The following is a 21,989-nucleotide window of genomic DNA, read 5'->3' as shown; positions in this document are numbered from 1 at the left end:
GCTCCCCCGTCAGTTCTTCATCAGATTGTTCTCGTCCATCGAGATCGAGCGACGAGAACGGAAGATGGCCATGATGATCGCCAGGCCCACCACCACCTCGGCTGCAGCTACCACCATGGTGAAGAACGCGAACAATTGGCCGTCGAGATTGCCGTGCATGCGAGAGAACGCGACGAACGCGAGATTGACTGCGTTGAGCATCAATTCGATGCACATGAACACGATGATGGCGTTGCGCCTGACGATGACTCCCGCCGCGCCGATCGTGAACAGCAGAACCGACAGGTAGAGGTAATTCTCTGGATTCATCGCGTGTCACCCCCGTCCACCTTGTACTCGATGCCTCGATCGGCGAACAGTGCGTTGACGGACGAGTCCGACTCGCTTCCGTCCGGGAGCAGAGCCCGTCGATCGACGCCGTTGTGACGAGCGAACACACCGGGGCTCGGCAGCGGCGTCACCCTGGAGCCGTCACGGAACCGGTCCTGCGACATCTCCCGCTGACCCTTCACCGGTCCCAGAGCCTCCCGGTGCGCCAGAATCATCGCCCCGATGGTGGCCGTGATCAACAGCGCGCCGGTCAGCTCGAACGCCCAGACGTACTCGACGAAGATCAGCTCGGCCAGGCCTTCTACGTTTCCGGTGGAGTTGGCCGCGTCGAGTCCGGCGAAATCGAGTCGCCCGGCGCGGGCCGAGTCGCGCAGCAGCACCCCGATGATCAACAGCCCGAAGCCGATTCCGATGACAACGGCCGCGATACGGTGCCCGCGCAGTGTCTCGGTCAACGACTCCGAGGTATCGACGCCGACGAGCATCAGGACGAACAGAAACAGCATCATGACCGCGCCGGTGTAGACGACGATCTGCACGACACCGAGAAACAGGGCCCCTTGGGCCATGTAGAAGGTAGCGAGAACCACCATGGTGGCCGCGAGGAACAGTGCCGAGTAGACGGCCTTCGTGCTCATCACCACACCCAGTGCACCGATGACCGCAACGACACCGAGGGTCCAGAACTGCACGGCCTCGCCGGTGGAGGTTGCCTCGAGCGCGAGCTGAACGGTGGCAGTCATCGAACCGGCCCTCGATCGGTGTCGGCCTCGCTCTCGGCACCGGTGACGGCACCGCGGTAGTAGTCCTCTGCCGAACGCCCCGGTGCCATCGCGTGCGGCGGCGGCACCATGTCCGGCTCCAGCGGTGCCAGCAGCGAATCCTTCTCGTAGATCAGGTCGGCTCTGTTGTCACCGGCCAGTTCGTATTCGTTGGTCATCGTCAGAGCCCGTGTGGGACAGGCCTCGACACACAGTCCGCAGCCGATGCACCGGAGATAGTTGATCTGGTAGACCCCGCCGTATCGCTCGCCCGGCGAAAACCGTTCGGTCTCGGTGTTGTCGGCACCTTCGACATAGATCGCGTCGGCCGGGCAGGCCCACGCACAGAGTTCGCAACCGATGCACTTCTCGAGCCCGTCGGCGTACCTGTTGAGCTGATGGCGGCCGTGATAGCGCATCTCGGTCGGCTTCTTCTCCTCCGGATACAGCTCGGTTTCGGGCTTTTTGAACATGGTGGCGAAGGTGACACCGAAACCTGCTATAGGACCGAGGAATTCAGGCATCGGCGTTCTCCTTCTGGGACGCGGCCACGGTGGACCGTGCGCCGGCGTGCCGGCTCGCGATGTTCGTGCCCTGCTTCGGAATGGGAGGTACGGGAAACCCGCCCGCCGCAGCGTCGAACGGTGCGACGGGTGCAGCAGGCGGCAGGTTTCGTGTGCGTGCGCGGCGGCGCAGTAAGAGCAGCAGCGAACCCAGGACGGCGACTGCAAAGATCGTCGACACCACGAATGTGACCAGAGGTACGTCGTATCGCCCGGCCCCCAGAACCCGCACCGTCGCGATCACCATCACCCAGATCAGAGCGACGGGAATGAGGATCTTCCAGCCGAAGTTCATGAACTGGTCGTAACGCAATCGCGGCAACGTCGACCGCAACCAGATGAAGACGAACAGGAACACCCACACCTTGGCGACGAACCACAGCACCGGCCACCACCCGGAATTGGCACCGCTCCACAGACTCAACGGAATCGGAGCCCGCCAGCCACCCAGGAACAACGTGGTCGCGAGCGCCGACACCGTGACCATGTTGATGTACTCGGCAAGCATGAACATCGCGAAACGCAAGGAGGAATATTCGGTGTGGAACCCGCCCACCAACTCCCCCTCGGCCTCGGGCAAGTCGAACGGCGCGCGGTTGGTTTCACCCACCATCGCCGTCACGTACACCAGAAACGACGGCAACAACAGGAACACGTACCAGGTGTTCTGTTGCGCACCAACGATTCCGGACGTCGACATGGTGCCCGCGTACAGGAACACCGCAGCGAACGAAAGCCCCATCGCAACCTCGTAGGAAATGACCTGAGCCGTCGAACGCAGTGCACCCAGCAACGGATACGTCGAACTCGACGCCCAACCGGCCAGGACGATCCCGTACACACCCACCGAGGTGACCGCGAGGATGTACAGAACCCCCACCGGCAGGTCGGTCATCTGAAGCGGAGTCGTAGTGCCGAACACCGACACCTCGGGACCGAACGGAATCACCGCGAAGGCCATGAAGGCAGGGACCACCGAAATGATCGGAGCCAGAATGTAAATCGGCTTGTCGACGCCGGTCGGAGTGATTCCCTCTTTCAGAGCGAGCTTGATCCCGTCCATCAGAGACTGCAACAGTCCCCACGGACCCACCCGATTGGGCCCGACGCGCATCTGCATCCACGCCATGATCTTGCGTTCGGCATAGATGGCCACGAGCGGTGTGAGCACCAGAAAAACGAAGACCGCCAGGGCCTTGCCGACCACCAGCCACCACGGATCGGTGCCGAACATCGACAGATCGGTCGGCGCTGCGGCAATCACGATGCACCACCCCCGGGTCGTTCCGCAGGCTCCACTCCCGCACCCATGGGTCGTTCCGCAGGCTCCACTCCTGCACCCTCAGGTCGCTCCGCGGGCTGATCCCTGCGAATCCTCACCACCGCACCCGACTCCGCGCCGAGTGAGCCGTACACCGAAGACCCCGGTGAGTTCATCGGCACCCACACCACGTTGTCGGGTAGATCGGTGACTTTCAGTGGCAACGTGATCGAGCCCCGGCCCGTCTCGACCCTGACCAGGTCGCCGGGCGACGCTTCGATGCTCGACGCCGTCGTCTCGGACAGCCTGATCACGGGTGCCCGGCCGGTCTGCGCGAGATTGTCCTCGCCGTCCTGCATCCGTCCCGAATCGATGAGCATTCGCCAGGTGGCCAGAATTGCCTGGCCGATGGAGAGCGTCGGCATATCTCGCCGTGGTGCCACTCGGGCCACAGGAATCCGTGATCCGCTCCAGGCTCCCAGCCGGGCCAACTCGCCGCGCGCCGCCGCCGCGTCGGGTAGCGACAGTTCGACTCCCATCTGCGCGGCAATGGCGTCGAGAACGCGTTGGTCGGGCAATACTGCGCCGGCACCGAGTGCCGTGTCGAACGTGCGAGGCCTGCCCTCCCAGTCGACGAAGGTTCCGGGCTTGTCGACCACCGGTGCCACCGGAAACACCACGTCGGCCCGCTCGGTGACGGCGCTGTGGCGTAGTTCGAGGCTGACCACGAATGCCGATCGGTCCACCGCGTCGAGCGCACCCTGCGGATCGGGCAGATCGTCCGGGTCGATCCCTGCGGTGATCAGGGCGCGGTCAGGCCCGGCATCCGCCAGTATCGCCGCGGTATCTCGGCCCGCGTCCGTAGGCAGTTCTGTCACTCCCCACACGGCTGCCACCTCGGCGCGGGCGGCGGCGTCGGCGACGGGCCGCCCGCCCGGCAGCAGGTTCGGCAACGTGCCTGCGTCGAGGGCACCGCGCTCTCCTGCCCGTCGCGGAATCCATGCCAGGTTCGCTCCGGTGTCGTCGGCCAACTTCGACGCTGCGGACAATGCACCGGGAACGGAACCGAGCCGCTCGCCCACGAGCACGATCGCTCCAGGGCTCCGGAGGAGCTGGGCGATCGATTCGGTACCGCGGTCACCCACGTGCAGTGCGTCGAGCCACTGTGGTTCCTCGCCGGGAATCGACTGCAGGAGCACCCCGTCGAGCTTGCGCAGACCGCGGCTGGCCCAGGATGCGATGGACGCCACGACCACGCCGCGGGTCCGGCGCGCCTTGCGCAACCTGAGGAACATCAGCGGTGACTCTTCTTCGGGCTCGAACCCCACCATCAACACCACAGGAGCGTTTTCGAGATCCGAGTAGGTCACGCCCAGCCCCGTCGCCGCGATACGACCGGCCAGGAACTCCGCTTCCTCGGCGCTGTGAGCACGGTTGCGGAAGTCGATGTCATTGGTGTGCAGCACTGTTCGCGCGAACTTGGCGTATGCGTAGGAGTCTTCGACAGTCGATCTTCCGCCCACGAGTACCGCAGCGTTCCCGATCGACGCAGCCAGTCCCGTTGCCGCCGCCGCCAATGCGGCCGACCAGGACGTCTCGACCAGAGCCCCCGATTCGTCTCTGACCATCGGTGCGCCGATGCGGTCCGGCTCGCTGGCGTACTTGAATGCCCACCGGCCCTTGTCGCAGTTCCACTCTTCGTTGACCTGGGGATCGTCACCAGCCAACCGGCGGAGGACCTTGCCACGACGATGATCCGTGCGTTGCGCACAGCCTCCTGCGCAGTGTTCGCACACGCTCGGCGAGGACGTCAGATCGTACGGGCGCGCTCGGAACCGATACTCGGTGTTCGTCAGTGCACCCACGGGGCAGATCTGGACGGTGTTCCCCGAGAAGTAGGAGTCGAACGGCTCGGTGCCGAAGATGCCGACCTGTTGCACGGCACCGCGTTCGAGCAGCTCGATGGATGGATCACCGGCAACCTGCGCCGCGAAGCGAGTACATCGAGCGCACAGGACACAGCGTTCGCGATCGAGCAGAACCTCGGCCGACAACGGAATCGGTTTGGGATACGTACGTTTGGTCTCGGTGAACCTGGACTCGGTGCGACCCGCGGCCATCGCCTGATTCTGCAGTGGACACTCACCACCCTTGTCGCACACCGGGCAATCGAGAGGATGATTGATCAGCAGCAATTCCATGACGCCACGTTGCGCTTTGCCCGCGACCTCCGACGTCACCTGAGTGCGCACCACCATGCCCTCGGCCACGGTCGTCGTACAGGACGCCAACGGCTTGCGTTGCCCCTCGACATCGACCAGACATTGGCGGCAGGCGCCCACCGGATCGAGCAGCGGATGATCGCAGAATCGCGGAATCTGTACGCCCATCAACTCGGCCGCGCGAATCACCAACGTGCCCTTGGGAACACTGATCTCGTGGTCGTCGATGGTCAGTGTCACCATCTCTACTGGGGCGACCGACTGCTCAGGGCTGGCAGGAGTGGAGCCCGCGGAACGACCCGAAGATGCAGGAGTGGAGCCCGCGGAACGACCATGTGCTGCTGCAGTCATGACGTCAGCTCCTCTGCCATCAGGGTCGATCGGTGTGGATCGAATGGGCATCCCTGCTCGGTGACGTGACGGATGTATTCGTCACGGAAGTACTTCAGCGAAGACACGATCGGGCTGGCAGCACCGTCTCCCAACGCGCAGAAGGACTTTCCGGCGATGCCGTCGGCGATGTCGAGCAAGGTCGTCAGGTCGGCCTCGGTACCGGTTCCACCGTCGAGGCGACGCAGAATTTGCACCAGCCAATACGTGCCCTCCCGGCACGGTGTGCATTTGCCGCAGGATTCGTGTGCGTAGAACTCGGTCCAGCGCAGCACCGCTCGCACCACGCAGGTCGTCTCGTCGAATATTTGCAAGGCCTTGGTGCCCAGCATCGATCCGGCGGCACCGACGCCCTCGTAGTCGAGTGGAACATCGAGATGCTCGCCGGTGAACATCGGCGTCGAGGATCCTCCCGGCGTCCAGAACTTCAGTTCGTGTCCCGGTCTGATCCCGCCCGCGTAGCCGAGCAACTCCCGCAGCGTGATCCCCAACGGTGCCTCGTACTGGCCTGGACGGCAGACGTGGCCCGAGATGGAGTACAGCGTGAAGCCGGGTGACTTCTCGCTACCCATCGATCGGAACCAGTCGATTCCTTTGCGCAGGATCACTGGAACGCTGGCAATCGATTCGACGTTGTTCACCACAGTCGGGCGTGCGTAGAGGCCCGCCACTGCGGGGAACGGTGGCCGCAGCCGAGGTTGTCCGCGCCGACCTTCCAACGAGTCGAGGAGGGCTGTTTCCTCGCCGCAGATGTACGCGCCGGCTCCGGCGTGGATCACCAACTCCAAGTCGAATTTCGTTCCGAGAACACCCTTTCCCAGATAGCCCGCCGCGTAGGCCTCGGCGACCGCAGCCTGCAGCCTGCGTAGCACCGGCACTACCTCGCCGCGGACGTACACGAATGCATGGGATGCGCGAATTGCGTACGCGGCGATCACTATTCCTTCGACCAGCGTGTGCGGGCTCGCCATCAGCAGGGGCATGTCCTTGCAGGTACCCGGCTCGGACTCGTCTGCATTGACCACCAGATAATGCTCTTTACCGTCGTTCTGCGGGATGAAGCTCCACTTCGTTCCGGTCGGAAATCCTGCGCCGCCGCGACCGCGTAATCCGGATTCCTTGACGAAGGCGATGAGGTCGTCGGGGTCCATCGCGAGGGCCTTCTCGAGCCCGCGGTATCCGTCGTGGCTGCGGTATACGTCGAGCGTCCAGGAATCCTTCTCGTCCCAGAACTCGCTCAACACCGGCGTCAGGGCCATGTCACGCTCCCTTCGTCGGTGGATCGGTCTCGGTGGTGTTCGGTTGTGGTGGCACGGTCGCCGAGGGTGCCGGTGCGGGCTTGTCTCGCACCGTCTCCGGTGCGGCCGCGGCTCCGACGTCCGGGTGATCGTCGTTCGGTCGTGCCCCGGCCTCGGGTGCCGACATCGCGTGTTCGCGCGCGTATCGAAGACCGGCCAGGGTGGCATCGCCTGCACTACCGGTCGCTTCGAGCGCCTCGGGCCGATCGTCGGAAAATCCGGCGAGAATCCGCTCGGTCTCGCGGAACGTGCACAGCGGTGCTCCACGCGTCGGAGTGACCTGGGTGCCGGATCGAAGTGCATCGACCAGATCCCGCGCAGACGACGGGGTGCTGTTGTCGAAGAACTCCCAATTGACCATCATCACCGGGGCGTAATCGCATGCGGCATTGCACTCGATGTGTTCGAGGGTGATCGTGCCGTCCTCGGTGGTACCTCCGTGCTCGACGTCCAGGTGATCACGCAGCGCGTCCATGATGGCGTCGCCGCCCATGACAGCACACAGCGTGTTGGTGCACACGCCGACGCGGTACGTCCCGGTGGGTTCGCGTCGATACATCGAGTAGAAGGTCGCGACTGCAGTCACCTCCGCCCCGGTGAGTTCGAGTACCTCCGAGCAGAATTCGATTCCAGCGGGCGTGAGGCAGCCGTCCTCGGCTTGCACGAGATGGAGCAGCGGCAGCAGGGCCGATCTGGCCTGCGGATAGCGCGCGACGACGATATCGGCGTCGGCGTGCAGCCGGGCGAGCACCTCGGCGGGATACGACGTTCGTGCACCCGGCGTGGCCAGTTGCACCGGTTCGTCCGGCCGGGCTCCGAGTTGGATCAGAACCGGTTCCGACTGGGGCTGCGCGGTCATCGATCCACCCCACCCATCACCGGGTCGATACTGGCGACCGCGGCGATGACGTCGGAGATCATTCCGCCCTCGCACATTGCCGCCACCGCTTGCAGGTTGGTGAAGGACGGATCTCTGAAATGCACTCGGTACGGCCTGGTTCCACCGTCGCTGACGATGTGTACCCCGAGCTCCCCTCGCGGCGACTCCACCGAGGACAACACCTGGCCGGCCGGGACCCGCATTCCCTCGGTCACCAGTTTGAAGTGGTGAATCAGCGATTCCATCGAGGTGTCCATGATGGTCCGCACATGCTCCTGAGAGTTGCCCAGGCCATCGGGTCCCGAGACCAGCTCGGCCGGCCACGCGATCTTCTTGTCGTCGATGACGACCGGGCCGGGACGCAGGCGGTCGAGGGCCTGTTCGACTATCTTGAGCGATTCCTTCATTTCTTCGACGCGAATCAGATATCGCCCGTAGCAGTCGCATCCGGTGTCGGTCACCACGTCGAACTCGTAGTTCTCGTACCCGCAGTACGGATCGGACCGTCGCAGGTCGTAGGGCAGTCCGGTCGAACGCAGCACCGGACCGGTGACGCCCAGCGCCATACATCCGGTGAGATCCAGATAACCTACGTTCTCGGTTCTGGCTTTCCAGATCGGGTTGTCGTTGAGCATGAGTTCGAGGTCGCGCAGGCGTCCCGGCAGCACGCGAAGGAGCTCACGTACCCTGCCGACCGCGTCCTCGGGTAGGTCCTGCGACAGTCCGCCCGGCCGGATGTAGGCGTGGTTCATGCGCAGGCCGGTGATGGCCTCGAAGACGTCGAGTATCAGCTCGCGCTCACGGAACCCGAACAGCATCGCGGTGACCGCTCCCAATTCCATTCCGCCCGTGGCCAATGCGACGAGATGCGACGAGATGCGATTCAGCTCCATCAGCATCACCCGGATCACCGTGGCGCGCTCGGGAATGTCGTCGGTTATACCCAGTAGCTTCTCCACGCCGAGGCAGTATGCGGTTTCGTTGAAGAACGGCGACAGGTAGTCCATGCGGGTGACGAACGTGACGCCCTGGGTCCAGTTTCGGTACTCGAGATTCTTCTCGATTCCCGTGTGCAGATACCCGATCCCGCAACGAGCCTCGGTGACGGTCTCGCCCTCGATTTCGAGAATCAACCGCAGCACGCCGTGGGTTGACGGGTGCTGCGGGCCCATGTTGACCACGATCCGCTCGGTACTCGATCCGCGGGCCAACTCGACGACGTCGTCCCAGTCCTGTCCGGAGACCGCGTAGATGGTTTCGTCCGTTGCACTCATCAGTTGTACGACCTGCGCTCGTTGGGAGGCGCGACGCGAGCGCCCTTGTACTCGATGGGAATTCCGCCCAGCGGATAGTCCTTGCGTTGTGGATGACCGACCCAGTCGTCGGGCATCTCGATCCGCGTCAATGCAGGATGACCGTCGAAGACGATGCCGAAGAAGTCGTAGACCTCGCGCTCGTGCCAGTCGTTGGTGGGATACACCCCGCACAGCGACGGACTGTGTGGATCGTCGTCGGGGACGGCAACTTCGAGTCGGAGCCGACGGCCGTGCGTGATGGAGACCAGATGGTACACAACGTGCAACTCCCGGCCGATCAGGTCCGGATAGTGCACACCCGATGCGCCGGTACACAATTCGAATCGCAATTCTTCGTCGTCCCGTAGCGCCTGGGCGACGGCAGGCACGTACTCCCGCACCAGATGCAGCGTCAATTCTCCGCGATGAATCACCACCCGTTCGACGGCGGCGTCGAACGTAGCGACGGGGTTCACAGCAAGAAGCACGGTGGCCAACCGATCGACGAGGGCATCGAAGTAGCCGCCGTAGGGCCGCGTCGCGGTGTCCTCCGCTGCCGCCGGCGGCACCAATCGGCCGTAGCCCGACGTGTCGCCACTACCGCGAACCCCGAACATCCCGCGTGGCCGCTGAGACATTTTTCCTGGCGGCTGAGACATCCCACCCGGCGGCTGCGCCGTCATCGGAGCAAACCCTTCAGATCGATCGTCGGGGTGGACGAGAGTGCGGCCGCCTCGGCGGCCGCTCGCACCTGTTCCCGGTTCACACCCAACGGCATCTGCTGAATCTTTTTGTGCAACTCCAGGATTGCGTTGAGCAGCATCTCGGGCCGAGGCGGGCACCCGGGCAGATAGATGTCGACGGGCACGATGTGGTCGACTCCCTGGACCACCGCGTAGTTGTTGAACATTCCGCCCGAGGATGCACAGACACCCATGGCGAGAACCCATTTCGGTTCTGCCATCTGGTCGTAGACCTGCCTCAACACCGGAGCCATCTTCTGGCTGACGCGGCCGGCCACGATCATCAGATCCGCCTGCCGGGGGGACGCGCGAAACGCTTCCATTCCGAATCGCGCGAGATCGAAACGGCCGGACGTGGTGGCCATCATTTCGATGGCACAACATGCGAGCCCGAAGGTGGCGGGCCACAGCGAGCCCTTACGTGCGTACCCGGCCAACCCCTCGACGGTGGTCAGCAGGAATCCGCTGGGTAGCTTCTCTTCGAGTCCCATCGATCACGCTCTTTCGCTTCCGCAGAATGAGAACAGTGCATCGTGCCGTCGTCGTATCCGAGATCGTGTGGTCAGTCCCAACCGAGCCCGCCTCGCCGCCACTCGTACACGTAGGCCACCGACACGTTCACGACGAACAACGCCATCGCGACGAGCCCGAACGCACCGAGAACGTCGAGGTGGACGGCCCAGGGATACAGGAAGACGATCTCGATGTCGAAGATGATGAACAGCATCGCGGTGAGATAGAACTTCACCGGAAATCGTTGTCCCGTAGGCGCATGCATCGTGGGTTCGATCCCACATTCGTACGCGTCGAACTTCGCTCGGTTGTATCGGGCGGGTCCCACCATCGTGCCGACCATCACCGAGAAGACCGCGAACGCGACTGCGACGGCACCCAGGACGAGAATCGGAACGTAGGCGTTCATTCGGGCATCCGCTCCCTCGATCGACGACCGCGCCGCCGCGAAAGTAAATGCGACGGCCGTACCAATGTGACCTGAACCACACAGTATGGGTTCGGTACAGATCTCGCGGGATTTCGAGCAGCCCAGTTTCGTAAACCGTTGACACGCATGGGCCACCCACCCTCGGACCCAATCATTGATGTGATCCACATCACTCTTGCCTCACATGCGGTCCACACCGCGAGGGACGACCAATCACCGAACATTTCCGGCCACCCGACCCGGGCTGCCGCCACCACTGAGGAGAGACGATGAAGTCGATTTCCATCTCGGCGCTCGCCGCCGAGGGACTGGGAACTGCCCTGCTCGTGATATTCGGCGTCGGCACCGCCGTCATCGCGGGCGACACCGTCGGAACCCCGGGCATCGCCCTGGCGTTCGGGCTCACACTGCTTGCCCTCGTCTACGCGATCGGCCCGATCTCGGGATGCCACATCAACCCGGCCGTGACAATTGGCGCCCTGATAGCTCGCGCCATCACCCCGGTCAAGGCTGCGTTCTACATCGCTGCCCAGGCCGTCGGTGCAGTGATCGGCGCGCTGATCGTACTGTTCGTCGCGTCAGGCCGTCCCGGATACGACATGTCGTCGGACGGTCTGGGCACCAACGGATTCGGCAGCTCCTCGCCCGGAGCGTATGGCGTGGCGTCGGTCGCGGTGTTCGAGACGATCGCGACCGGCCTGCTCGTCCTCGTCGTACTCGCCACCACGGCCCCCACCGTTCACCCCGTCGTGGCGGCCGGTATCCCGATCGGCCTGACCCTGACCGTGGTTCACCTGCTGGGCATCGGAATCGACTCGACCTCGGTCAACCCTGCTCGGTCCCTCGGCCCCGCCCTCGTCGCCGGCGGCCCTGCCCTGTCACAACTGTGGGTGTTCGTGGTGTTCCCCATGCTCGGAGCTGCTGTCGCCGGCTCGATACACCGGTTCGTGCTGACGGTGCCCGCATCGGAGAAAACGGTCTGATCTACCGCGATCGAGAGACCCTGGCACCGACGCGACCCGAGTGCTGCCTCAGCAGATCGACCACCGCGCGCCCGAGTCGGATCGGATCCACTGGATGGGGAACTGCGGCCTCGGCGCGCGACCAGTCGGCCAACCACCGGTCGTCGGGGCGTCCGATGAGCACCAGCACCGGCGGGCAGTCGTCGATCTCGTCCTTGAGTTGCTTGGCCAAACCCAGCCCGCCGACGGGCGAGGACTCACCGTCGAGGATCGCCACATCGATTCCCCCCGCGTCCAGGTGCTCGATCACCACGGCCGCGGTGGCAACCTCGACGAAGTCGACGACGCCGAGCGCCGGATCGGGCCGGGTGCCCACCGCAGACATCACCTGAGCGCGCGTGGCCGCGTTACTGCTGTACACGAGCACACGCACCTGACCTGCCGAACTTGCTCCCGCTGTGGCGTCGGACACACCGCGATGGTAGCGCGGCCCCCGGTGGACCGGGCCCGAACGCACGTCGCAGAGGTACTTTCGCGTCGTCGACGTCGGGTGGCGGCAGCTCAGGAGATGGTGACGACCACGGCCGCCGGTTCCTCGGTGCTGTGCACCGCGAAGTCCGGACGGTCGGACGCCACGGCGACGAAGGACTGTGAGATTCCATCGGCATCGGCCAGGAAGTCGACTGCCACCACGGCGGAGTCCGGCTCGTTGCGAATCCGATCCGGCCCGGCATACGGAACGACCGTGACATCCGGCTCGGTCGAGGTACCGGCGATGTCGACCTGGAGTACGGCTCGCCCGGGAAGCGCGACCGGCTCACTGGTTCCGTATCGGACGGCCTCGTCGACGTAGCGCACCGTGTAGGACACCGGCCCGTTGCCGCGCAGTCGATACTCGACGGAGGAGGCTCCCAACACCACGTCCGTCACCGCCACGGGTGAGCCCGACGGGTGACGAATTCCCTCCAGCGACAGTCCCGGCACGACCGGCGGCAGCGTTTCGGTCGGGGCGGTCGGCGCGGTGAACGGGTCACCGACCACGAGCGAGCCGGTGGCGGTCTCGAAGTTCGGTGGCGGTGACGCATCGGGCGTCGGGCGAGCGGCCTCACCGGCGGAGCAACCGACGAGCAGCACAGCAGCAAGCAGTGGTGCTACGACCGACCCGGCCGCCACAAGCCTGCGATACCCCTCGCTCATCGACTCACCGTACAGATGAAACCGATCGGTTCGATAGTGTCGATCGGCCGCAGTTCGGTCACGGTCCCACCTGCCGCAAATCCTGCTAGCGTCGTCGAGCATGGAGCCCACGAGCTATTCGTCCGGTGAACGCGTGTTCGGACCTCCCAACGGGACGTTCGACGCGGACTGGGCGGCCACCGCGCTGCGGTCCAACCGACCGGAATTGGACCACCCGACCTCGGTGCGACTGGTCGAGCGGGCCTGGGAGTTGCTTCGATCGTCGAATCTTCGCGGCGAGCCACTCGCGACGGCTCTGGATCTCGAGCCCGGCCTCGCCTCGGCGGTCGCGGCCGTGGCAACGGAGACGGCGGAGCTCTACCTTGACCGACGGTAGGTCTATCGGTCGACCACCTCGGTCGCCAACCTCGCGTTGCGGCGCCCGTAGGCGAAGTAGATCAACAGACCGAGGGCCAACCAGACCAGAAACCGTATCCACGTCTCCACCACCAGGTTGGCCATCAGGTAGACGCACGAGAGCCCGGACAGAATCGGCACGACGGGAGACAGCGGAACTCGAAAGGGCCGCTCGAGATCCGGCTTGGTCCGACGCAGGATCGGCACTGCCGCCGAGACCAGCAGAAACGCGAACAGGGCTCCGATGCTGACCATCTCGGCCAGTTCCTTCAGCGGTACCAGGGCCCCCAGCAGCGCCACGAACACCACGACGCCGACGGTCAACCGGGTCGGAGTCCCGAAACGGGGAGACACCTTCGCAACCGACTTGGGTAGCAAACCGTCCCTGCCCATCGCGAAGCCGATTCGGCTGATGGTCACCAACTCGACCAGAATGACCGACGTCAGACCCGCCACGGCCGCTATCGAGACCAGAACTCCAGCCCAGCCTGCACCCACAGAATCGAACGCCTTGGCAATGGGTGCGCTGTCGTCGAGCTCGGTGTACTTCACCATGCCGGTGACGACGAACGCGACCATCATGTACAGCAACGTGCATGCCACGAGCGTGCCGATCAGTGCACGAGGCAGATCATGGGCGGGCCGCTCGGCCTCCTCACTGAGATTGGCAACGGCCTCGAATCCTGTGTAGGCGAAGAACACGACCGCTGCAGCGGTGACGACGCCGGCAAATCCGAACGCCGAGGGTGCGATTCCGGCCACGGCCTGCATCAGGGGCTGATCGAGCGTCGAGCCACCGGCCTCGGCGGGCACGGACTCGGGTACGAACGGAACCAGGTTCGATTTCTGGACGAAGAACAGGCCGGCGACCACGATGAACACCGAGATGGCGACCTTGATCAGAACCAGCACGTTGGTCACTCGCGCCGACTCCTTGACTCCCACAGCGGCAATGACGCCCAGCACCGCGACGATGGCAACAGCCCCCACGTTCACCGGCGCTTCCTCCGTGAACAAGCTGGGTGGCAGAGAAAAGAGATCCGCGAGGTAGCCGGACCAGCTTCGAGCGACAACGGCAGCACCCAAAGCGAATTCGAGGATCAAATCCCATCCGATGATCCACGCGAACAGCTCCCCCAGGGTGGCGTACGCGTACGTGTACGCACTGCCCGCCGTCGGCACGGCCGATGCAAGTTCCGCATAACACAGTGCGGCAAGCAAACTCACGACACCGGCGATGACGAAGGAGATCACGACCGCCGGGCCGGCATTTTCTTTGGCCTGTACACCGGTGAGCGTGAATATGCCGGTTCCGATGACGATGCCGACCCCGAAACCGACCAAATCGCGTAACCCGAGCTGCTTGCGCAGACTGCCGGACCCCTCGTCGTCGACGTCGCTCTCGATCTCGTCGACGGACTTCGTGCGAAACATTCCCATTTCCCGACGCTAAGCCATCCACTGTTTCCGCGCCGGAGGAAAGGTGGTGTTTGTTTTCGCGATTGTCGGTTATCCGGACAAATTGGAAATCCTTGCGTCACAACCGTCCTCGGGACCGAGCGACACTAGGACCGTCCCAAGAATTGTTCGGCGAAAAATCCGGCCAGCAGTACCGCGGTCCCGCCGATCTCGCCGACGATCAGAGCGAGCATGAACAGGTGCGTCCCCGGAACGGGATGGACGAACTGATTCTCGGTGTCTCGCCGGATCCCGTGCACGGTGTAGCCGGCGATCGCGGCGACGAAGAACACCAGCACCACCACCGCTGCGGTCAGGTCGACCACCGTCGGCCAGGCGCTGTAGTGCGCGAGAGCCGCCAGCACGAGCGCAGCGAAGGAGTACATCAACGCTGCCCGATGCGCGATGTCGACGTATCGGTGCGCGGTTCCGTCGCTCGACCTGGTCATCTGGTGGTACTTGAGTACTCCCAGCGCCAACGCCCACATCAGCAACACACCCGACGCGAACACGATCACTTTCGTGTCGATCTCCAGCTGCATCCGCGCCTCCCCTGGTTCCGCTGTCCGGGCCGAACGTAGCACCGGGGGCAATGTTGGTTACGGTTCCGCAATGCCGGTCGACTCCGCCCACACTCAGAACGACTGCGCATTGCGCTTCGAGTGGGGGCTGTCCGCGATCGACGCTGTGGTCGCCGGTGCCGACATCGCCGTCGTCGTGGACGTCCTGTCGTTCACGACCACTCTGACGGTGGCGGTGGACGCCGGAATCGAGGTCGTACCCAGCCGATGGCGCGACGACCGTGCCACCCACCTGGCCGAGCAACACGACGCCGTTCTCGCAGTCGGCCGTTCGGTTGCCACGCCGGGCGACATCAGCTTGTGTCCTGCCACCGTGCGCGCCGCCGCACCACCACCGAGTCGACTCGTGTTGCCGTCGCCGAACGGTTCCACGATCGCCCACGCACTCGCCGCCCGGGTCGACGCGTGCGTGGGCGCATCGCTCCGCAACGCCGCCGCGATCGCGCAGTGGGTCGTCGACGAGCACCCCCACAGCGTGATTGCCGTCATAGCCGCCGGCGAGAGATGGCCCGATTCGTCGTTGCGGCCCGCAGTGGAGGACCTGTGGGGTGCCGGAGCCGTGCTGGCACCGCTCGTGGAGTCCGGCCTGTTCGATCCATCCCCCGAGGCGGTGGTCGCTGCGACCGCGTGGCACGCGGCCGCGGCGGATATAGCGACCGAGCTGCGGCGATGCGGCTCGGGGCGGGAGCTCATAGCGATGGGCCACCCCGAGGACGTCGACATCGCCGCCGAAGTCGGTTCGAGTTCCTGCGTGCCGATACTGCGCGGCGATACCTTCGTCGAGCACCGAGGCCGATAGCCCCATCGGGCCTCCGAAACCCGCACCGACGCGGCCGATCGTGTCCGAAATTTTGATCGGAACACGGAATCACGGATCATACGGTGGTGAGTACGGAACGAGTCGCCCCGAAGACCACCGTCGTTGTACCGACGTACAACGAACGCGAGAACCTCCCCAAGCTGGTCGAACTGCTGGCCGGGCTGAAGGTCGAGGGGCTCGGTGTTCTCGTGGTCGACGACAATTCCCCCGACGGAACCGGTGACATCGCCGACAAACTCGCCATCGACGGTCCCCTCGAGGTCTCCGTTCTGCACCGCACCGAGAAGAACGGTCTGGGCCGCGCATACGTGGCCGGCATGACACGGGCCCTCGACGAGGGAGCCGACATCGTGATCCAGATGGACGCCGATCTGTCGCACCCCACCGAGGTGATTCCGGCGATGATCGACAAGCTGCGGAGCACCGACGCCGCGGTCGTGCTCGGTTCGCGCTACGTCCCCGGCGGTTCGGTCGCCGCGGACTGGCCGTGGCACCGCAAGGCGCTGTCGGCGTGGGCCAACTTCTACGTGAACACGATTCTTCGTCTCGGAGTCAAGGACGCCACCGCCGGCTTCAAGGCATGGCATGCCCGCACGCTCCGCACGATCGACGTCGCGTCGGTGGAGAGCAACGGGTACGCGTTCCAGGTCGAGATGAACTACCGCACCGTCAAACACGGGCTCACTCTCGCCGAGGTACCGATCACGTTCGAGGAGCGCAGCGAAGGCGAGTCGAAGATGAGCCTGTCGGTCCAGCTCGAATCAGCCTTGGTGCCCTGGAAGTTGTTGCGGAACAAGAAGAAGCTCTGAGCACACCTCATCTCGACATCGGCCCACGGTGCTCATGACGCCGCCTTGACATCGGCGGCGTACAGATCGACGTACTCCTGACCCGACAGGTCCGCCAACGATGCCATGACCTGATCCGTGACAGCACGGATGATGACCCGATTGGATTGTCCCCCGGCATATCTGGAGAAGTCCATCGGTTCGCCGACGACCAGTCGCACCTTTGCCGGTCTCCACATCCGCGAACCCACCGGATTGAACCCGAGCGTTCCGTGGACGACCACCGGCACGACGGGAGCACCGGTCTCGATCGCGACCCGCGCCATACCGGTTTTACCCTTGTACAGTCTGCCGTCGGGTGACCGAGTGCCTTCCGGATAGACAGCCCAGATGTCCCCCTGTCGCAGAACACTTTTCGCGGCTTCGAGCGCCGGCTCCGAGGCGGCGGAGCCGCGTCGATCGACCGGGACTTGGCCCGTCGCGGAATAGAACCACCGGAGCGCGGCCCCCTTGACACCTCTACCGGTGAAGTACTCGCTTTTCGCGATGAACGTGACCCGACGTCGAACCAGAAGAACGAGAAAGAAAGAATCGACGACGGTCAGGTGATTTCCGGCGATGATGACCGGACCGGAGGTCGGAAGATTGTCCAGGCCGACCACCGACGGACGGCCGAGAACTCGGAGAATCGGTCCGATGAGCACGTATTTGAACAACAGGTACCACATGGTTCGACCCCTTCGGCTGGACAACGTCGACGCCGAGAGTAGACAATGTCTACGTGGCGGACAACCTCAGGACCCGATTGGTGGACGCAGGCGTGCGATTGCTCGACCGTGACGGGCAGGACGGGCTGACGATCAGAGCGGTGACCCGAGAGGCGGGAGTGTCGCACGGTGCCCCGCGGCGATACTTCCCGACGCTGAACGCTCTGGCCGCAGCCGTGGCCAGGGTCGGGCTCGTCGATCTCGGTGAACGAGCGACATCGGCGGCTCGGCAGTCGAATTCACCCCTGACTGCTCTCGACGCAATTGCCGAGGCCTACGTGCAGTTCGCGGTGGAGCGACCGGCGATGTTCGCGCTGATGTTTCGGCACGACCTGCTGGAGGGTTCCGGCGAGAAGCTCGGCGACACCTCACGCCCGCTGTTCGATACGTTGATCGAGACGGTCGGTGCGGTTGTTCCGGAGAATCCACAGTTCGTAGCCCTGCGACTGTGGACCTCCGCGCACGGGATCGCGGCGCTGCACTCCACGCGGGCGCTCGACCCCATAGGCGGCACGCCGATGGTGACATCCCTGATCCGCCGCGCAGTGCGCGACGCGATCAGGAACGTCAGCGAATCAGAGACTTGACCGACGCGGGCAATTGCCGGACCGACTTGTACGGCCCCACCACGGCGGCACCGAAGGGCCGATCGAGCAACACCGCCGCGACCTCACGCACCTCGTCGTTGCCGACACTGTCGATACGCGCCAGGGTGTCGGTGATGTCTCGGTGATTGCCGTAGTTCAGTTCGCTGCGACCGATACGGTTCATCCGAGAACCCGAATCTTCCAGTCCCAGCACCAATCCACCGCGCAACGACCCCTTGGCGCGAGCGCACTCGGCATCGGTGATGCCCTCGGCCGCAACCTTGGCGAGCACCTCGCGAATCACCGTGGTGACCTCGCCCAGGTTCTCCGGCTGGCATCCCGCGTACACCGAGAACGCCCCGCTGTCGGCAAACGTATCCACCGAGGAGTACACCGAGTAAGCCAGTCCGCGCTCTTCCCTGATCTCCTGGAACAGGCGAGAACTGAGCCCACCGCCGACAGCAGAATTCAGTACCGACAATGCCCAGCGGTGTCCTTCGTGACGTCCGAACGCCCGTACGCCCAGGCACAGATGCGCCTGTTCGCTGTCCCGGGCGGTCAGGCTCAGCGTCGGATTCTGGCGCAATCGCGCTGTGCCGCTACGCTTTTCGGCCGGCCTCAGGCCCTTTTCCAGATGACCCGCGAAGGCGCGACGTACCAAGGACACAATCTGCTTGTGATCGACGTTGCCTGCGACGGCGACGACCATCCGTTGCGGCGTATAGCGGCGAACATGGAACGAATGCAGTTGGGAACGGGTCATCGATTCGATGGATTCGACAGATCCGATGATCGGACGCCCGATCGGGTGATCACCGAACATCGCTTCCAGGAAAGCATCTCCCAGGAGATCCTCGGGATCGTCGTCGCGCATGGAGATCTCTTCGAGGACCACCTGACGCTCGACGTCCACATCTGCCGATCTACACCGACCACGAAGCACCACATCGCTGACGAGATCGATCGCGAGCGCGACGTCCTCGTCGAGCACGTGCGCGTAGAAGCACGTGCTCTCCTTGGAAGTGAATGCGTTCAGCTCTCCCCCGACACCGTCCATCACCTGGGCGATCTCGAGCGCACTACGCGTCGGCGTCGACTTGAACAGCAGATGTTCGAGGAAGTGCGCGGCACCGGCGACGCTGGGTTGCTCGTCGCGCGAGCCGACGCCGACCCACACACCGACCGATGCCGAGCGAACGCCGGGAACGAACTCGGTGACGACCCGAAGGCCGCCGGGCAGAGTCGTGCGTCGAACGCCCGTGTCGGTGCCGCTGGTCTCTGGAACGGCCGAACGGTACGTCCCGAGGGGACGTACCGTTCGGCTCGCTTGCTTCTTACTCAGCGCTGACCTCGGCGGGTGCCTCGGGAGCGTCGGCGGGAGCAGCTGCATTGTCGTCTTCGACGGGAACGAGGCTGATCTTGCCGCGGTTGTCGATATCGGCGATCTCGACGCGCAACTTCGACCCGACGCTCACGACGTCCTCGACCTTGTTGATGCGCTTGCCGTTACCGAGCTTCGAGATGTGCACCAGTCCGTCGCGGCCCGGGAGCAGCGAGACGAATGCACCGAAAGCCGTTGTCTTGACGACGGTTCCGAGGAATCGCTCGCCGACCTTCGGCAGCTGCGGGTTGGCGATGGCGTTGATCATGTCGATCGCGGCCTGTGCGGACGGGCCGTCCGCTGCACCGACGTAGACAGTGCCGTCATCTTCGATCGAGATGTTGGCACCGGTCTGCTCGGTGATGGAGTTGATCATCTTGCCCTTGGGCCCGATGACCTCGCCGATCTTGTCGACCGGCACCTTGATCGCGGTGACGCGAGGTGCGTACGGGCTCATCTCGTCCGGGGTGTCGATGGCCTCGGCCATGACCTCGAGGATCGTCGTGCGAGCATCCTTCGCCTGTGACAGCGCGCCGGCGAGCACCTTGGAGGGAATGCCGTCGAGCTTGGTGTCGAGCTGGAGGGCGGTGACGAAGTCCTTGGTTCCGGCGACCTTGAAGTCCATGTCGCCGAACGCGTCCTCGGCACCGAGGATGTCCGTGAGGGCGACGTAGCGAGTCTCGCCGTCGACCTCGTCGGACACGAGGCCCATCGCGATACCGGCAACCGGGGCACGCAGCGGCACACCGGCATTGAGCAGCGACAGAGTCGATGCGCAGACCGAGCCCATCGAGGTCGAGCCGTTGGAGCTCAATGCCTCGGAGACCTGGCGGATGGCGTACGGGAACTCGGCCTGGCTGGGCAGAACCGGCAGCAGAGCGCGCTCGGCGAGTGCGCCGTGACCGATCTCGCGACGCTTCGGCGAACCGACGCGGCCGGTCTCACCGGTGGAGTACGGCGGGAAGTTGTAATGGTGCATGTAGCGCTTGGACGTCTCGGGCCCGAGCGAGTCGACCTGCTGCGCCATCTTGACCATGTCGAGGGTGGTGACGCCCAGGATCTGGGTCTCGCCGCGCTCGAACAGAGCCGATCCGTGGGTACGCGGGATGATCGCGACCTCGGCGGACAACGACCGGATGTCGGTGATGCCGCGGCCGTCGATGCGGAAGTGATCGGTGAGGATGCGCTGGCGAACCGACTTCTTGGTCAGTGCGCGGAACGCGGCACCGATCTCCTTCTCGCGGCCGGCGAAGCTGTCTCCGACCGAGGTGAGGACCTGAGCCTTGACCTCGTCGAGCTTGTTCTCGCGCTCGGCCTTGCCGGCAATGGTCAGTGCCTCGTTGAGCGGGATCTTCGCGGCGTTCTCGACGGCTTCGAAGACGTCGCTCTGGTACGCCGGGAAGACCGGGTAGTCGCCGGTCGGCTTGGCGGCCTTGGACGCGAGCTCCTGCTGTGCGGTGCACAGGGCTGCGATGAAGGGCTTCGAGGCCTCGAGGCCCTCGGCGACAACTGCCTCGTTGGGTGCGGTAGCGCCGCCCTCGATGAGCTCGATGACGTTCTCGGTGGCCTCGGCCTCGACCATCATGATCGCGACGTCGGCGTCGGCACCGGAGCCGGAGACGATGCGGCCGGCGACGACCATGTTGAACACGGCCTTCTCGAGCTGCTCGTTGGTCGGGAACGCAACCCACTGCTTGTCGATCAGCGCGACGCGAACGCCGCCGATCGGACCGGAGAACGGCAGGCCGGCGATCTGGGTCGATGCCGACGCGGCGTTGATCGCGACGACGTCGTACAGATCGGCCGGGTTGAGGCTCATGACCGTGATGACGACCTGGATCTCGTTGCGCAGTCCGTCGACGAACGTCGGACGCAGCGGCCGGTCGATCAGGCGGCAGGTGAGGATGGCGTCGGTGGACGGACGGCCCTCGCGGCGGAAGAACGATCCGGGGATACGGCCCGCGGCGTACATGCGCTCTTCGACGTCGACCGTCAGCGGGAAGAAATCGAATCCCTCACGGGGGTGCTTGCCTGCCGTCGTTGCCGACAGCAGCATGGTGTCCTCGTCGAGGTACGCGGCGACTGCGCCTGCGGCCTGCTGTGCGAGGCGACCCGTCTCGAAGCGGATGCTCCGCTTACCGAAAGAGCCGTTGTCGATGATCGCTGTTGCTTCGTAGACGCCTTCTTCGGCGTCCAATGTTGTGGTGTCCGACATGTGTTCTGTTCTCGTCCTCTCGTCTTTGCCGTGCCCGCGTGGACACACCACCAGCCCTCCTGGCTGTGGCGGCATACCTGTGCCGTCCATCTCCGAGAGTTCGTCTCGGGACGCGGCTGCGCGGAGGCGGCCATCGATCGAAGCCCTCCGG

At 64.5% G+C, this 21,989-nt stretch carries 23 protein-coding genes; 5 read left to right on the top strand and 18 right to left on the bottom strand.

Annotation, left to right across the window (positions count from 1 at the left end):
* Positions 1-9 precede the first annotated feature (9 nt).
* From nuoK to CH278_RS17535, 11 genes are all read right to left on the bottom strand, one after another.
* Positions 10-309: an NADH-quinone oxidoreductase subunit NuoK gene (nuoK, locus tag CH278_RS17585; RefSeq protein WP_027496783.1), complete on the bottom strand. Its 300-nt coding sequence runs from the start codon at positions 307-309 to the stop codon at positions 10-12.
* Positions 306-1,073 (bottom strand): NADH-quinone oxidoreductase subunit J, encoded by a 768-nt coding sequence (locus tag CH278_RS17580; RefSeq protein WP_032366452.1) that lies wholly within the window; start codon positions 1,071-1,073, stop codon positions 306-308. The genes nuoK and CH278_RS17580 overlap by 4 nt, the downstream gene beginning before the upstream one ends.
* The gene (gene nuoI / locus CH278_RS17575) at positions 1,070-1,615 is read right to left on the bottom strand and encodes an NADH-quinone oxidoreductase subunit NuoI (protein WP_027496782.1); all 546 of its coding nucleotides are present in this window, start codon (positions 1,613-1,615) and stop codon (positions 1,070-1,072) included. Before nuoI ends, CH278_RS17580 begins: the two co-directional genes overlap by 4 nt.
* Positions 1,608-2,888 carry an NADH-quinone oxidoreductase subunit NuoH gene (gene nuoH, locus CH278_RS17570; protein WP_032391636.1) on the bottom strand — a complete coding sequence of 427 codons (1,281 nt, stop codon included), beginning with the start codon at positions 2,886-2,888 and terminating at the stop codon, positions 1,608-1,610. Before nuoH ends, nuoI begins: the two co-directional genes overlap by 8 nt.
* Positions 2,889-2,914: 26 nt before the next feature.
* The gene (locus CH278_RS17565) at positions 2,915-5,488 is read right to left on the bottom strand and encodes an NADH-quinone oxidoreductase subunit G (protein WP_094622454.1); all 2,574 of its coding nucleotides are present in this window, start codon (positions 5,486-5,488) and stop codon (positions 2,915-2,917) included.
* Entirely contained in the window at positions 5,485-6,786 is a 1,302-nt protein-coding gene (gene nuoF, locus CH278_RS17560) for an NADH-quinone oxidoreductase subunit NuoF (protein WP_094622453.1), read from the bottom strand. Before nuoF ends, CH278_RS17565 begins: the two co-directional genes overlap by 4 nt.
* A 1-nt stretch (position 6,787) precedes the next feature.
* A complete protein-coding gene (gene nuoE / locus CH278_RS17555) occupies positions 6,788-7,684 on the bottom strand; it encodes an NADH-quinone oxidoreductase subunit NuoE (RefSeq protein WP_094622452.1) in 897 nt (298 codons plus the stop codon).
* On the bottom strand, positions 7,681-8,979 hold the full coding sequence (gene nuoD, locus CH278_RS17550) for an NADH dehydrogenase (quinone) subunit D (protein WP_032366449.1): 1,299 nt from the start codon (positions 8,977-8,979) through the stop codon (positions 7,681-7,683). The genes nuoE and nuoD overlap by 4 nt, the downstream gene beginning before the upstream one ends.
* On the bottom strand, positions 8,979-9,683 hold the full coding sequence (locus CH278_RS17545) for an NADH-quinone oxidoreductase subunit C (protein WP_174557255.1): 705 nt from the start codon (positions 9,681-9,683) through the stop codon (positions 8,979-8,981). Before CH278_RS17545 ends, nuoD begins: the two co-directional genes overlap by 1 nt.
* Complete coding sequence (locus tag CH278_RS17540; protein WP_027496776.1) at positions 9,680-10,234, bottom strand: NuoB/complex I 20 kDa subunit family protein; 555 nt, start codon at positions 10,232-10,234, stop codon at positions 9,680-9,682. The genes CH278_RS17545 and CH278_RS17540 overlap by 4 nt, the downstream gene beginning before the upstream one ends.
* Before the next feature lie 71 nt (positions 10,235-10,305).
* Positions 10,306-10,665 (bottom strand): NADH-quinone oxidoreductase subunit A, encoded by a 360-nt coding sequence (locus CH278_RS17535; protein ID WP_027496775.1) that lies wholly within the window; start codon positions 10,663-10,665, stop codon positions 10,306-10,308.
* Positions 10,666-10,955: 290 nt separating this feature from the next.
* Here CH278_RS17535 and CH278_RS17530 point away from each other — a divergent pair, with 290 nt between their 5' ends.
* On the top strand, positions 10,956-11,669 hold the full coding sequence (locus CH278_RS17530; RefSeq protein WP_218828719.1) for an aquaporin: 714 nt from the start codon (positions 10,956-10,958) through the stop codon (positions 11,667-11,669).
* 1 nt (position 11,670) lies between these two features.
* Here the strand turns inward: CH278_RS17530 and CH278_RS17525 are convergent, their stop codons facing one another.
* Positions 11,671-12,120: a hypothetical protein gene (locus CH278_RS17525; RefSeq protein ID WP_094622525.1), complete on the bottom strand. Its 450-nt coding sequence runs from the start codon at positions 12,118-12,120 to the stop codon at positions 11,671-11,673.
* A gap of 89 nt (positions 12,121-12,209) precedes the next feature.
* Positions 12,210-12,845 (bottom strand): AMIN-like domain-containing (lipo)protein, encoded by a 636-nt coding sequence (locus CH278_RS17520; RefSeq protein ID WP_143536274.1) that lies wholly within the window; start codon positions 12,843-12,845, stop codon positions 12,210-12,212.
* Between the two features lie 100 nt (positions 12,846-12,945).
* Between CH278_RS17520 and CH278_RS17515 the strand changes: the two genes are divergently transcribed.
* The gene (locus CH278_RS17515; protein WP_027496773.1) at positions 12,946-13,221 is read left to right on the top strand and encodes a hypothetical protein; all 276 of its coding nucleotides are present in this window, start codon (positions 12,946-12,948) and stop codon (positions 13,219-13,221) included.
* A 2-nt stretch (positions 13,222-13,223) separates the two neighbouring features.
* Here CH278_RS17515 and CH278_RS17510 read toward each other — a convergent pair whose 3' ends face one another.
* A complete protein-coding gene (locus tag CH278_RS17510) occupies positions 13,224-14,681 on the bottom strand; it encodes an APC family permease (RefSeq protein WP_094622450.1) in 1,458 nt (485 codons plus the stop codon).
* 125 nt (positions 14,682-14,806) lie between these two features.
* A complete protein-coding gene (locus tag CH278_RS17505; RefSeq protein ID WP_057474076.1) occupies positions 14,807-15,241 on the bottom strand; it encodes a hypothetical protein in 435 nt (144 codons plus the stop codon).
* A gap of 70 nt (positions 15,242-15,311) precedes the next feature.
* Between CH278_RS17505 and CH278_RS17500 the strand changes: the two genes are divergently transcribed.
* Together CH278_RS17500 and CH278_RS17495 are read left to right on the top strand one after the other, a co-directional pair.
* The gene (locus CH278_RS17500) at positions 15,312-16,079 is read left to right on the top strand and encodes a 2-phosphosulfolactate phosphatase (protein WP_057474077.1); all 768 of its coding nucleotides are present in this window, start codon (positions 15,312-15,314) and stop codon (positions 16,077-16,079) included.
* Between the two features lie 86 nt (positions 16,080-16,165).
* Positions 16,166-16,909 (top strand): polyprenol monophosphomannose synthase, encoded by a 744-nt coding sequence (locus tag CH278_RS17495; protein ID WP_032372836.1) that lies wholly within the window; start codon positions 16,166-16,168, stop codon positions 16,907-16,909.
* A gap of 32 nt (positions 16,910-16,941) precedes the next feature.
* Here CH278_RS17495 and CH278_RS17490 read toward each other — a convergent pair whose 3' ends face one another.
* On the bottom strand, positions 16,942-17,616 hold the full coding sequence (locus tag CH278_RS17490) for a lysophospholipid acyltransferase family protein (protein ID WP_027496768.1): 675 nt from the start codon (positions 17,614-17,616) through the stop codon (positions 16,942-16,944).
* 53 nt (positions 17,617-17,669) lie between these two features.
* On the opposite strand from CH278_RS17490, the gene CH278_RS17485 reads away from it, so the two are divergent.
* The gene (locus tag CH278_RS17485; protein WP_032366444.1) at positions 17,670-18,242 is read left to right on the top strand and encodes a TetR/AcrR family transcriptional regulator; all 573 of its coding nucleotides are present in this window, start codon (positions 17,670-17,672) and stop codon (positions 18,240-18,242) included.
* On the opposite strand, the gene CH278_RS17480 is transcribed toward CH278_RS17485, so the two are convergent.
* Both CH278_RS17480 and CH278_RS17475 read right to left on the bottom strand, forming a co-directional pair.
* Entirely contained in the window at positions 18,223-19,632 is a 1,410-nt protein-coding gene (locus tag CH278_RS17480) for a M16 family metallopeptidase (protein WP_179274445.1), read from the bottom strand. The genes CH278_RS17485 and CH278_RS17480 overlap by 20 nt on opposite strands.
* Positions 19,577-21,838 (bottom strand): polyribonucleotide nucleotidyltransferase, encoded by a 2,262-nt coding sequence (locus CH278_RS17475; RefSeq protein WP_027496765.1) that lies wholly within the window; start codon positions 21,836-21,838, stop codon positions 19,577-19,579. Before CH278_RS17475 ends, CH278_RS17480 begins: the two co-directional genes overlap by 56 nt.
* Between the last annotated feature and the right edge of the window lie 151 nt (positions 21,839-21,989).

Origin of the sequence: Rhodococcus sp. 05-2254-5, assembly GCF_002258575.1 — a bacterium.
Lineage (GTDB): Bacteria > Actinomycetota > Actinomycetes > Mycobacteriales > Mycobacteriaceae > Rhodococcoides > Rhodococcoides fascians.
The sequence above is the reverse complement of the archived record's forward strand: the minus strand, read 5'-3'. Positions and strand labels throughout refer to the sequence as shown.

Coding starts and splice junctions, on each gene's coding strand:
- CH278_RS17510 (WP_094622450.1), bottom strand. CDS start 14,681: ATGGGAATGTTTCGCACGAAGTCCGTCGACGAGATCGAGAGCGACGTC.
- CH278_RS17505 (WP_057474076.1), bottom strand. CDS start 15,241: ATGCAGCTGGAGATCGACACGAAAGTGATCGTGTTCGCGTCGGGTGTG.
- CH278_RS17475 (WP_027496765.1), bottom strand. CDS start 21,838: ATGTCGGACACCACAACATTGGACGCCGAAGAAGGCGTCTACGAAGCA.
- CH278_RS17530 (WP_218828719.1), top strand. CDS start 10,956: ATGAAGTCGATTTCCATCTCGGCGCTCGCCGCCGAGGGACTGGGAACT.
- CH278_RS17565 (WP_094622454.1), bottom strand. CDS start 5,488: ATGACTGCAGCAGCACATGGTCGTTCCGCGGGCTCCACTCCTGCATCT.
- CH278_RS17480 (WP_179274445.1), bottom strand. CDS start 19,632: ATGCAGCTGCTCCCGCCGACGCTCCCGAGGCACCCGCCGAGGTCAGCG.
- nuoH (WP_032391636.1), bottom strand. CDS start 2,888: ATGTTCGGCACCGATCCGTGGTGGCTGGTGGTCGGCAAGGCCCTGGCG.
- CH278_RS17545 (WP_174557255.1), bottom strand. CDS start 9,683: ATGACGGCGCAGCCGCCGGGTGGGATGTCTCAGCCGCCAGGAAAAATG.
- CH278_RS17500 (WP_057474077.1), top strand. CDS start 15,312: ATGCCGGTCGACTCCGCCCACACTCAGAACGACTGCGCATTGCGCTTC.
- CH278_RS17535 (WP_027496775.1), bottom strand. CDS start 10,665: ATGAACGCCTACGTTCCGATTCTCGTCCTGGGTGCCGTCGCAGTCGCG.
- CH278_RS17580 (WP_032366452.1), bottom strand. CDS start 1,073: ATGACTGCCACCGTTCAGCTCGCGCTCGAGGCAACCTCCACCGGCGAG.
- CH278_RS17515 (WP_027496773.1), top strand. CDS start 12,946: ATGGAGCCCACGAGCTATTCGTCCGGTGAACGCGTGTTCGGACCTCCC.
- CH278_RS17490 (WP_027496768.1), bottom strand. CDS start 17,616: ATGTGGTACCTGTTGTTCAAATACGTGCTCATCGGACCGATTCTCCGA.
- nuoD (WP_032366449.1), bottom strand. CDS start 8,979: ATGAGTGCAACGGACGAAACCATCTACGCGGTCTCCGGACAGGACTGG.
- CH278_RS17540 (WP_027496776.1), bottom strand. CDS start 10,234: ATGGGACTCGAAGAGAAGCTACCCAGCGGATTCCTGCTGACCACCGTC.
- nuoF (WP_094622453.1), bottom strand. CDS start 6,786: ATGGCCCTGACGCCGGTGTTGAGCGAGTTCTGGGACGAGAAGGATTCC.
- nuoI (WP_027496782.1), bottom strand. CDS start 1,615: ATGCCTGAATTCCTCGGTCCTATAGCAGGTTTCGGTGTCACCTTCGCC.
- nuoK (WP_027496783.1), bottom strand. CDS start 309: ATGAATCCAGAGAATTACCTCTACCTGTCGGTTCTGCTGTTCACGATC.
- CH278_RS17520 (WP_143536274.1), bottom strand. CDS start 12,845: ATGAGCGAGGGGTATCGCAGGCTTGTGGCGGCCGGGTCGGTCGTAGCA.
- nuoE (WP_094622452.1), bottom strand. CDS start 7,684: ATGACCGCGCAGCCCCAGTCGGAACCGGTTCTGATCCAACTCGGAGCC.